The 11,581-nt window shown below is 45.0% G+C and carries 8 protein-coding genes and 1 pseudogene; 1 reads left to right on the forward strand and 8 read right to left on the reverse strand.

Annotation, left to right across the window (positions count from 1 at the left end; genetic code table 11):
• Together NE638_RS13765 and NE638_RS13770 are read right to left on the reverse strand one after the other, a co-directional pair.
• Nucleotides 1-2,046 (reverse strand): M28 family peptidase, encoded by a 2,046-nt coding sequence (locus tag NE638_RS13765; RefSeq protein WP_244094850.1) that lies wholly within the window; start codon nucleotides 2,044-2,046, stop codon nucleotides 1-3.
• 69 nt (nucleotides 2,047-2,115) lie between these two features.
• Nucleotides 2,116-2,490 carry a hypothetical protein gene (locus tag NE638_RS13770; RefSeq protein ID WP_173746417.1) on the reverse strand — a complete coding sequence of 125 codons (375 nt, stop codon included), beginning with the start codon at nucleotides 2,488-2,490 and terminating at the stop codon, nucleotides 2,116-2,118.
• A gap of 311 nt (nucleotides 2,491-2,801) precedes the next feature.
• Here NE638_RS13770 and NE638_RS13775 point away from each other — a divergent pair, with 311 nt between their 5' ends.
• The gene (locus tag NE638_RS13775) at nucleotides 2,802-3,389 is read left to right on the forward strand and encodes a cytidylate kinase-like family protein (protein WP_059085584.1); all 588 of its coding nucleotides are present in this window, start codon (nucleotides 2,802-2,804) and stop codon (nucleotides 3,387-3,389) included.
• A 587-nt stretch (nucleotides 3,390-3,976) separates the two neighbouring features.
• Here the strand turns inward: NE638_RS13775 and NE638_RS13780 are convergent.
• The 6 genes and pseudogenes from NE638_RS13780 to NE638_RS13805 all read right to left on the reverse strand — a co-directional run.
• Nucleotides 3,977-5,083: a DUF362 domain-containing protein gene (locus NE638_RS13780; RefSeq protein WP_173746419.1), complete on the reverse strand. Its 1,107-nt coding sequence runs from the start codon at nucleotides 5,081-5,083 to the stop codon at nucleotides 3,977-3,979.
• Between the two features lie 202 nt (nucleotides 5,084-5,285).
• Entirely contained in the window at nucleotides 5,286-6,134 is an 849-nt protein-coding gene (locus NE638_RS13785) for an alpha/beta hydrolase (RefSeq protein WP_147603050.1), read from the reverse strand.
• Between the two features lie 16 nt (nucleotides 6,135-6,150).
• Nucleotides 6,151-6,753: a bifunctional phosphoserine phosphatase/homoserine phosphotransferase ThrH gene (gene thrH / locus NE638_RS13790; RefSeq protein WP_015524708.1), complete on the reverse strand. Its 603-nt coding sequence runs from the start codon at nucleotides 6,751-6,753 to the stop codon at nucleotides 6,151-6,153.
• 135 nt (nucleotides 6,754-6,888) lie between these two features.
• The gene (locus NE638_RS13795; protein ID WP_059085580.1) at nucleotides 6,889-8,280 is read right to left on the reverse strand and encodes an alanine/glycine:cation symporter family protein; all 1,392 of its coding nucleotides are present in this window, start codon (nucleotides 8,278-8,280) and stop codon (nucleotides 6,889-6,891) included.
• 249 nt (nucleotides 8,281-8,529) lie between these two features.
• The gene (gene mgtE / locus NE638_RS13800) at nucleotides 8,530-9,924 is read right to left on the reverse strand and encodes a magnesium transporter (protein ID WP_173746421.1); all 1,395 of its coding nucleotides are present in this window, start codon (nucleotides 9,922-9,924) and stop codon (nucleotides 8,530-8,532) included.
• Between the two features lie 541 nt (nucleotides 9,925-10,465).
• Nucleotides 10,466-11,527: pseudogene (locus tag NE638_RS13805) on the reverse strand (type I restriction-modification enzyme R subunit C-terminal domain-containing protein); the annotation flags it as partial.
• Between the last annotated feature and the right edge of the window lie 54 nt (nucleotides 11,528-11,581).

The raw sequence follows: 11,581 nt of genomic DNA on the forward strand, positions 1-11,581 counted from the left end.
TTATTCTGTTCCTTTTTCAAACATATCACTGACCTCGCAGATCAGATTCCTGAGCTTTTCCACTGCACGGATCAGATATTCAATATCATCCGCATAATAACGCTTCTGTCTTTCCCAGGCTTCCTTGAGGCTCTGCTTTTCTGCCTCCAGGCTGTCACCCGGCTTCTTTTCCTTCAGGCTTTCCACAAGATCATAAAGGTTCTCATGGTGGATGATCCTGCCCTTTCCCCACATCAGGCGATCCGGGGACTGCTTCAAGATATATTCCGTAAAATGATAAAAGACTTCCCGCTCAAACTGAAAGGCATAACAGTTGTTGTCAATACTGTAAAAAGCCTCCAGCGCAGGTGCGATCTCTCTTTTTTCCAGATATCCCATCGCTTTCTTCAGTGCATAAAGATTGTTCTGCACTGCCTGCTGCGGAAAGATCACATTGTCATCCCAGTCCAGACGTACCAGATAATCCTGGGATTTTCGGAATACACCGAGAAGCTTTTCGGTAATGGCATCGGCTTTTTTCCAGTCACGTTTTTCTTCCGGAAGGCTGTTGAAGCGCCGTACCTGCTCTGCAAGGATGGCAGCCGCTTTTTTTGCCTCTTCTGTTTTTTTCAGAAGGAGTGTACTGTCGGCGCCGGTCTGCATACACAGATCCGTATCCAGGGTCTTAATACTTTGGTCCAGTACCCGCCCGAAATCCATTGGCGGCAGAGCAAGGCTGTCAATAGCCAGAAGAAGTTTCAGATAAAATTCATGATGGAATCTGTATACCTCTTCCTCATAAACATCCTGGTTATCGTATTGGGAATGATAATAATTTTCCATAAAGGGACCACCGCTGAAATCATTGACCATGGACGGGATCCCGGAAATAGCCATGGTAAAATCATCAGACCAGGTTTCAATGGGATACAACGTGGTCATGCCCTCCGGATAAATCCCCTCCGGCATCTGCACAGCATCCACGAAGCTGCGCACAAAATCCGCATACTCATAGGTACATCGTACTGCATCTCTGGTACTGTGTGCATGAGCCGGAAGCTCAAAATTCAGATCTGCGATCACGTGCCCCTGCCACTCCGGTCTCGCCTCAAATACCTGGCGGTAAGCACCTGTGGACCAGTCATATTTTGTGTCGGAAATCCCCCATTCTTCTGCTGCAAGAGCACATACCACAATAGTATGGCGAGGTTTATAGCCACCACGGAGCAGCGCCCTGGCAATTCCAATGATCATGGCCACTGCCGCATTATCATCCTGAAATCCCTCAAAATAGGAATCATAGTGAGCACTTAACAGGATCATGGAATCCGAATCGGTTCCCGGGATTTTGCCAACGATATTGTAGGTATACTGGTCTCTGATCACCTCTGTGTCCGCATCAAATTCCACGGAAAGCTCCGGAACACGATTCCCATTCTCATTTTTTTCCTCCATCAGCCGACGGATCATAAGAAAGTCTGCCCGTGACATGGAAAATGCAGGCGCACAGGAAGGTCCTGCGATATCCTGTGCATTCAAAGCCGTATCATCGATCTGTGCGTATCCTCTGCTCTGTACGGCGATCAGAGCTGCTGCACCCTTCAGGTGTGCCTGATACACCGGGTAGTTGATCCACCATTCTTCTCTCTGATTGATCTCGATAAGAACCAGCTTTCCTTTCACATCGATATCCTTATATTCGTCAGCTGTACCCTTTCCAAGATATACAAGATCAAACCTCTGAAAGCCATTGGTCTTAAAATCCGTCTGATATGCGCCAAGCTGGATCTCCCGGCAGGTTCCCTCTCTGTCATGGCAGCGCATCACAGCTTTTTTAAATTCCCATGCATCCACACGGATCTTGTCTTTATCTACCTGTGTGAGACCGGCTTTTTTCATTTCTTCCAAAAGCATTTCTCCGGTTTTTCGCTCTGCCAGGGAGCCTGCTGTACGGTATCCCAGAACCGGATTTGTTTTTTCCTGTTCCATGCGCCTGGCCAGATCATAAGATTCTTTTATATTCAGGCATGAAACACATTTCTCCACGATGTTCAAATTTACTGTCATCCCTTTCTCGGCAGTTCCCTGCCGGCAGTTCCGTCCTCCCGGCAGAGATATTCCTCTAACTGTTATAGATTATACCTTATCAATGTGCGGATTTCCAGATAAAAAAACGCGATTTGTTCTGATCATCAGAGACATGGTGTTGGTGACACCGGACATGGCTTCCATGATCTCTGACTGATCCACAATGGAAAAAGCGTCTTCGTCCTGCTCAAAGCGTTCCATCAGGAGCTCTGTAAGCGCATTTTCTGCCAGGTCCAGATTACCGGTACTCACAATTGTCTTGGAAAGGTTCCCTTTTTTCGCCTCCGCCGATTGTGTTTTCGCTGCTGTTTTCTGCGCCGGCTTCGTATACGCCACTTTAAAATATCCCACAGTTCCCGCACCTGCCACACAGACAGCCGCCACCGGGATGATCACCATAAGCCTTTTACGCCGTCGTTTCATTTTCCTTAACCTCAAAATATGCTGTGTATGTTCTCTCTGTTTTAAAAATACTTTAAAAGAAAAATGCATAAAGACTTTGTGTGATCTGTGAAAACCCGGTGAAAAAGGCATCCTGTTTTTCATATACAAATACAAATAATTAATTATATTTTCTGTCTGCTGTCATTATTTTTTGTATATATTAAATATTATTTTAAAAATTATATATTATTTTCTGGTATTTTTTACTGAAATATGTTATAAAAGAAGTAAGAAAAACTACCGGAAATCAGATATTCCTGCTTCCGGTCCGAAATAAAGGAGGTATCTTTATGGCAAAACGTATTATCACCATCAATCGTATGTTTGGAAGCAACGGACGCCTTATCGGCAAGACTCTGGCTGAAAACCTGGACATCGGTTTTTATGATAAAGAACTGATCGACATGGCTGCCAAAAAAAACAATATCCCCTTCGACACCCTGGCAAAGGTAGACGAGAAAAAAGCCAGTCAGTGGGTATTTCCCGTTGACAGTGAGCTGCAGTTTACAGATAATTTCTCTTTTGTACCAATGAACGATGTGCTCTATGATCTCCAGAGAAAGATCATCCTGTCTCTTCCGCAGAGAGAGGACTGCGTAATTGTCGGCCGCTGTGCGACCAATATCCTGAAGGATAAATCTCTTAAACTTTTTATCCATGCACCTTTTGAGGAAAGAATTCAGAATGTGATACGCCGTACCGGCAGAGAAGAAGCCAGCGCACGGAAACTGGTCAAAAAAATGGATAAAGAGAGAAAGGCTTACTATGAATACTTTACAGACAGCAAATGGCTGGATATGACACAGTATGATCTCTGTATTGACAGCAGCCGGTTTTCTATGGAGCAGATTATTGAGATTGTAAAGAGATGTCTTTAGGATTCTTTTTTTCTGAAAAATGTTTTTACGCTTTGGAAGCGTAAGTGAAACCGCAGGGGAGGGGAAGCACTCGTAGTTGCGAAAGGCCGTTTCCCCTCCCCTGCACCCCTTCCCTCAGGCCCCGCTAGAAATCGTACGTTTTGGTCATGTTACGTTACTGACAGGGCGATGGATTCTGCGTTTGTTTAAAACGCCAGGCTGTGCCGATCTCATCGGCATAACACCTTTCAACAAGAAGACGTACCCTTCCCACCATTCCAACACATTGAGCAACACCAAAACATTTATTGACCAGACGCTATCCTTCCCACACCTCCAACTGCGGACGCTCAACTCATCAAAACGTAAGGACAGGACACCACGCGTCCGCTTCTACCTCTCCGGCTGAAACGTCAGCCGGGGAAGTGACAGTCTTCCGGGCTGCTACGGAGGAGGGGTGATGATGGGTTAGGTTGCGGGAGACGGCGTTATTGCGGAAGGGCCCAGCTGTTTGAGCCGAAGGCAAGTTCTGGGCCCTTCCGCAATGGTTTTAGCCGGCTCACGGAACCTTAGCAGCATCCCCCGACGGAGTCCGGCCCGGAGGACTGTCACTTCCCCGGCGTCCGTTCGCCAATATACCCCTTCAAAAACTCATATATATCCCCCTCCAACGGCGGACACCCCTCCACATAATTCTGAAACTTACAGGTACAGTGTCCCACACCAAGCACTCCCTTCTTACCACGATACCCCTGTCCGATGCAGATCTTCTCATCCAGCTTCTCAAAAAGCCCCTCTTCCTTCAGCATCTCCAATGCCGGGATCAGATACCCGTAGCAGGCACTGCAGGATTCCACTTCCTCTACGGCATCCGCAAGCTCCACAACCTTTCTGGATATCGGCATCCTCTGATCCGCACCATCCTCCAGAAATCTGACATCTGCTTTGGAAATATCTGAGCAGCCCACGCCAAGCTCACCTGCCAGCTTCACATAAGGAACCTCAGCTACCTCATAATGCATCATCTGACACACATATGCATCCACAAGAACCGGATCACAGGCAGCCATCACCCGGTTCATCACAACAGGATTTCCGCCATCCTCAAAATCCAGATCCCCGCAGATATTATCCACAACAATAAAGTCCTGCTGTATCCCCATATTCAGATGAGCAATGGGTTTATGAAGCCCCAGAGAATGAAACCGTCTCTTTTCCTTATTTGGGATCAACCCCTTCATATTCTTAAGGGCACAGGTGATCTTTGTCTGACAATGGCCTTTCAAAACCGGCACATTGATCAGAAAATCAATCTCCTTTACCCGCTCACAGACATTCAGCTCCATTCCACCGCAGTCCACAGAAATCCCCTTATCCTTCTGCATATCCCAGAACGGCACCTGATACTCTTCCTCAAGCCTGTCAAAGCCACAGGTCTCAAAAGCCTCCCTTGTCTTATCTCCTACCCAGGATCCCTCCAGCATCACCATATCCCGGAAGCCATGCTCCTTCAGATACTCGATAATTCCTGCAACCACTTCCGGATGAGTCGTTGCACCCCAGGAAGCCTCTGAAGGAGAAACCAGATTCGGCTTGATCCCGATCTTTTTCTTTCTGTCCCCGATATGAGACTGAAGATCCGCTTTTTCCAGAAGCTCCTTTGTCATTCTTTTATATTCCGTACCACTGGTAATAAAAATCTGATTTTTATCCATAATTATCAAAATTCCTTTCTTTCTGCAATGTGAATGTTGATCCAGATCCACACCAAAGCCCTGCAAAGCTTTTATCATCAGATGAGCCAGACAAAACAGCCGACAAATACAGCAGTCATCACATGCATCACAATCATAAAAAATACCCTCTCTACCGGTTTCCCGGTAAAAAGGATATTTTATCCGACACAGCAGTCTCGTATTATCTTTCGATCTTTGCCCCGTTCCACCATGGGAATTCTCGGTTCAGCCATTTTCCTGCAAGCTCACTCCATGGTTCACAGGCTCTTGCGATTCCTCTGCCGTTTTCGTTGGCAGTCAGCTCATTTGCCAGGCCGATCCCATGGGGTCCCTGCGGAAAAACATGATACTCCACTGGAATGCCCTTTTTATAGAGTGCCTGAACAAAGAGAAGTGTATTATCCAGCAGCACCGTCTGATCCTCAAAGGTATGCCAGATAAAGGTTCTGGGTGTATCTTCCGTAACCTGAAATTCCAGAGACATCCGATCTTTCAGCTCCTCATAACGATCTCCCAGAAGATTTCGGAAGCTTTCTTCATGACCAGCTACCCCTGAAGTGATCACCGGATAATTCAGGATCATGCCATTGGGACGGATCCTCTCGTTTTCCATTCCCGTGATCCCAGCAAGCTCCTCCGTATTCCAGAATACTCCCAGAGAAGCTGCCAGATGGCCACCTGCCGAAAAACCGGACACAATGATCTTATTCTTTTCAATATGCCACTTATCGCTGTTCTCTCTGAGAAGAGCTACTGTTTTTGCCAGCTGACGGAGGGCCACCGGATATCTGGCAGGTGCCACACTGTAACGAAGCACCACTGCGTGATAGCCCATTCCCATAAACCGGACAGCAATGGCTTCTGCCTCTCTGTCTGAAGTCATGCCATAAGCTCCGCCCGGACAGATCACTATGACCGGACGCTTCTGCCCCGGATAGAGTTCTTCCGACTCCTGCCAGAAATAGGTCTCTATCCATGCCTCATTATAGTCCTTTGTTTTTTCTTCGATCACAATTCTTTCGTTGATCATTCCGACTTTCCCTTCTTCATTTCATTGCTTCTCTGATCGCTGCAAGAAGTTCATCGTACTCTTCGTAAGCAGGAATTTCCGGATGATCTGCACGGATCTGTTCTGTACTGCGGAAGAGGAAGCCTGCTTTGCTTGCCTGGATCATTCCGAGATCATTGTAGGAATCTCCGCTTGCGATAGTCTCAAATCCCATGGACTGCAGTGCCTTCACAGTTGTCAGCTTGGATTTCTCACAGCGCATCTTAAAGCCTGTGATCTCTCCGTTCTCTGCTACTTCCAGGGAATTACAGAAAAGTGTCGGCCGTCCAAGCTTCTCCATCAGCGGAGTTGCAAACTGTGTAAAGGTATCACTGATCAGTATCACCTGGGAAAAAGATCTCAGCTCATCCAGAAATTCCTTTGCTCCCGGAAGGGGATCGATCTTTGCAATAGTCTCCTGGATCTCTTTCAGTCCCAGACCATGTTCTTTCAAAATTCCAAGTCTCCAGTTCATCAGCTTATCATAATCCGGCTCATCACGGGTTGTTCTCTTGAGCTCCGGGATTCCGCTTGCCTCTGCAAATGCGATCCAGATCTCCGGTACCAGTACACCTTCTACGTCCAGACATGTAATATACATCTTTCATATCCTCCTCTTGATCCAACTTACCGTTGATATTTCACAGAGTCTGACTCCTTCCGGCTGTCAGAACTCTTTAATCTTTTAGCGCTTTACCCTGATATTACCATATGCTCTCAAGGTCTGTAAACAGTTTTATTTTTTCTTCTTTTCCGATTCATAGATCTTCAGCTCTTTCAGTGCTTTTTCCCCAAGAGGATACAGCATGAAAATATTAAAGATCGTCATCAGGCCGATTCCTACATCTCCCAGATCCCATACAAACGTGTAAGCCGCGATCCCACCGATAAACAGCATCACCAGTGCCAGCACCTTATATCCTGTCTGTGAACCCCAGTTATCACCAAAAAGATAAGCCACATTGCCTCTTGCATAAAACAGGATTCCCAGAAATGTGGAAAAGCTGAACATAAACAGTGTTGCAGCAATAAAGATCACTCCAAACTGTCCCATATGATAATGCATGGCAGTCTGAAGAAGTTCCATTCCGGAAAGCCCCTGTACCAGATCTTCCGGGGCCAGAAGCATGATCATAGCTGTACAGCTGCAGATCACGATCGTATCCACAAATACACCCAGGGCCTGGACAAATCCGGCTTTTACCGGACTGTCACATTCTGCTGCCGCTGCTGCACAGGGAGCGGAGCCGCTTCCCGCCTCATTGGAAAAAAGGCCTCTTTTTACTCCGTTCATCAGCACGACGCCAAATCCGCCGGCAACAGCCTGACGAAATCCGAAAGCTTCTTCAAAAATCCGTTTAAATACTCCCGGCATACTTCCGAGATTTGTAAATATAATAAACAGCGTGATCACAAAATAAAGCACTGCCATCACCGGCACCAGAAGATCCAGAACTTTAACCGTTGCATTCTTCCGAAGCACGATCACAGCTGCGATCACTACCAGCACGATGGTAGTATACAGCGGCGGAATATCAAAAGCATTTTTGAAAGACGCCGTGACGGAATTGCTGATAACCTGACTGATTCCACACCAGCAGATCAGGCCGGAAATGGCAAACAGAACGGAAAGCAGAACCTTTTTTCGTTTTCTGCCCTGTTTTTCTTCCCAGTAGCGATGGATATAGTAGGCAGGACCGCCCCTGTAGCCACCATAAAGAGGATCCTTTTCTTTATAGAGCTGTGCCAGGGTTGCTTCGATAAAAGCAGTGGAGGAACCGATCAGCGCCGTGATCCACATCCAGAATACCGCTCCTGCACCTCCTGCCGAGATCGCAGCTACCACACCGACCAGGTTTCCCATTCCCACACGGGTAGCTGTAGACACGATCAGCGTCTGAAATGCTGAAAGATTATTTTTGTCACTTTTCTTTTCCGACAGGGCTCGTACCATATCCGGAAAAAGACGGATCGGCAGAAGCTTTGTCCTGATGGTAAAATAGATACCGGTCGGAATCAGAAGCAGGATCAGAAGTGAGATTCCCAGCGTACTTCCTCCCGGAAGCGGGATCTTTATCAGATCTCCCCACAGAAATGTATAGACCTTTTCGATCATTGTTACTATCATGTTACTGTTTCCTTTCCCCAATCACCCCATGTGATCGTTTTGTTCTCTTTTTTCTGCCCGTTGTTTGTATTTATTTCTGCAACGTTTTAAACGGGCAAAGCGTGTCTTTCATTATAATAGCTTTCTGTTTGTATGTAAAGAAAAATCCCGAATCTTTCGATCCGGAATTTTTTTGTATTGGTAACTTTTCTGTTATTCGACAGATTTCTGATATCTGTCTGTTTTTATAAGCATAGCTGCATTTTACTCTCAGCCAGCCAGGTGGAACATCTCGATCAGGAATATCCAGCTCATTCCATAGTATGTTATCACGGCTACAAGGTCATTCATCGTAGTGATCAGAGGACCTGAGGCTACTGCCGGGTCCACACCAACCTTTTTGAAAAACAGCGGTATGCAGGTTCCTACTGCACTGGATACCAGCATGGCCACCAACAGGGATAATCCGATACAGCCGGATACCGCATAGGCAAATACGAGTGTTTTTCCTTTGAATAAGAAAATATACAATCCGATCAGTACAAAAGACAGAATACCGAGCAGACCACCGTTGCAAAGACCGATCCGCATTTCCTTCAGCACAAGCTCTGCTTTCTGTCTGCCCGTCAGCGTCTCATCCATCAGTACACGGATGGTTACAGCCAGGGACTGGGTTCCAACATTTCCTGCCATATCCAGGATCAGAGACTGAAAGCACATGATGATCGGCAGACAGGTAACTACTTTTTCAAACATTCCCACAACAGAAGATACCACCATACCAAGGCCCAGAAGAACGATCAGCCAGGGCATTCTTTTTTTCATGCTTTCAAAAAGAGGTTCTTTCAGATCTTCCTCTGCAGTCAGACCGGCCAGCTTTGCATAATCCTCTCCCATCTCATCGTCTACCAGATCGATGATCCCTGCGGATGTGATCACTCCAAGGAAACGATTGTCATCGTCCAGTACAGGAATGGAATCTTCAGAATAATCCTTCAGCCGTTCCATACAGTCGTCGATCTGCTCAGTACCATACACATATGGATAGGAAGTTACGATCAGCTCTTCCATAGGGTGGTCCTGTCTTGCTGTGATCAGGTCCTTCAGATCCAGCGCTCCATAAAACTCCCCTCTGTCCGTCACTGCAAAGATCGTAGAAATATTATCATTATCTGCCGCCTGGGAAACCAGCTCACTCATAGCCTGCTTTACGGTCAGGTTTTCACGGATCACAATGCAGTTCGTTGTCATTCTGCTTCCGATCTCATCCTCATCAAAGGAGCGGATCATTTCGATATCTTTCCGCACCTGTTCATCCAGAAGCTGGATCAGAAGCTTGCGTTTTTCTTTATCGATCTGCTTTAAAACATCTGCCAGGGCATCGGTTTCCATTTTGGAAAGAATGGCTGCCGCTTTTTTTACATCCATCTCTTCCAGATATTGTACAGTTTCTTCTTCCTCCAGATATTCAAAAACATCTGCCAGCATACCGCTTTCCAGGATACGGTATAGTCTGCTGCGCTCCGCAGTGCTTAATTCTCTTAATACTTCCGCCAGATCGTTTTCGTGGAAATCCTGCAGCTTTTCACTTAAAACTGCCGGAGAAACACTGCTTCGGATCAGACTCAAAATATCTTTTGAAAAATCCTGATTTCTTTTTGTCATTTTCTCATCCTCCTCACATAGTTTCGCACAAAACACGCACACCAAAAACAGACATGTTAAAGCATGTCTATGTGCTGTTTGATTTTCGATTGTGTTTCCTTGGGATTTGAGTATAAAGCGAAATGAATTTATACATGATCGCCTTACTGTAAGATTCTCAGAATGAGAAGAATGAAAAAGATATCTATTATAATCCTGCTGAAATTATAATGTAATAATACCGTACAGATTCTGATGACACCGATACATCCTGTCAAATATATCCTTCTGATATATAGATATAATATTCCCACAGATATTCCGTACACTTAAAACAGAATGGAACAGTCTCATCTCGCTCTGTTCTTTCCATCTTTCACTCTGAGAGCTACAACTTCGCCCATGAGAATCACAACTGTCCATTCTGTTCACCTGCCTTTTTTTCTTAATTTTTTTATCAACCCGGCCATTATAACGTTCCCGGCCGGGTTTTGTCAACCGGATTTATGGTTAAATTTATTGTAAATCCGGGTAAATTTTTATGCTTCACAGAGGAGGATGTTTATGCAGCAGCATTTGCGTTGATCGTATCAATGACTTTTTTTATTCCAAGCCAAACACCCATATCTGTAAAGATTTCCGAAATGCTCCCACGATCCGTAAACGGAGATTCCAGCAAAACAGAAAGATCCTTCATCATTCCATTATGAACAATATACTCAATGATCTGATTTACAAAATAAATCTGCCTGCTGTCCAGATTTACATCCTCAAGATACTTTGAAAAAGCTTCCTTTGCTGCATTCATATCAAGACCTACCATTTCTCTGACAAATTCTCCCAATGGCTTTCTGCCAAATTCTGCTTCATAATCCTCTTTTGTACCAAGCTCTCTCCAGAGAATTTTTTCCAGTTCATCTACATCTTTTTCTGTAAGTGGCTGATTCTTTTTCAGCTTTGATATCACATAATTATCCTGATGCTGTCGGACATAATATTCTACTCGTACCTTATAATTTTCCAGATCATTGTTTTCCAATTCTGCTTCTTTCCATTCCGTTGAAAGAATTTCGTCTGTAAAATTGGTCATATATTTATTCCTGCTCTTATCCGGAATATACTTCATAAGATCTCTCAGATTTTTCCTGATATTTTCAAATTCATCAATTCCTGCATTTTCCACATAATCTGTATGAAAAATCTGATCGATCAGCTCTGTCTGTGCCTGAATCTCCGGTATATTTGCCACTCCGGCAATTCCGGAAACCTTTTTTAAAAGATCTTTTCGCGCACTTGTATATTTCTTTCCAACCAGAGATGCAAGTTCTATTCCATACATAAGTGCATCAAAACGTACCGCTGTTACTTCATCACTTTCAGGCAAAATCAAGGGTGCAACCTCTTCCCGTACAAGTAAAGTATCTTCATAAGTAAGCATCTGATAGTTCGACTCTTCTGAATATAATTCTACATATTTCAAATGTTGGCGAACTGTAAAACTATCTCTTGGGAGCTCTTTTACTTTTTCAGTCATGTGCTTTACAAGTGCAGTCCTGTACGCAGTTAATTTATCTGTCTGATATTTAATATCCTGAAGCTTGTACGAAATCTCAAACTGAAGATCTATAAATGAGCAAATTTGAAAAATTGCACAAAACTACACTGCGAATTTCATAAA

It is taken from the genome of Blautia sp. MSK.18.38, from assembly GCF_024460535.1.
GTDB lineage: Bacteria > Bacillota > Clostridia > Lachnospirales > Lachnospiraceae > Blautia_A > Blautia_A fusiformis.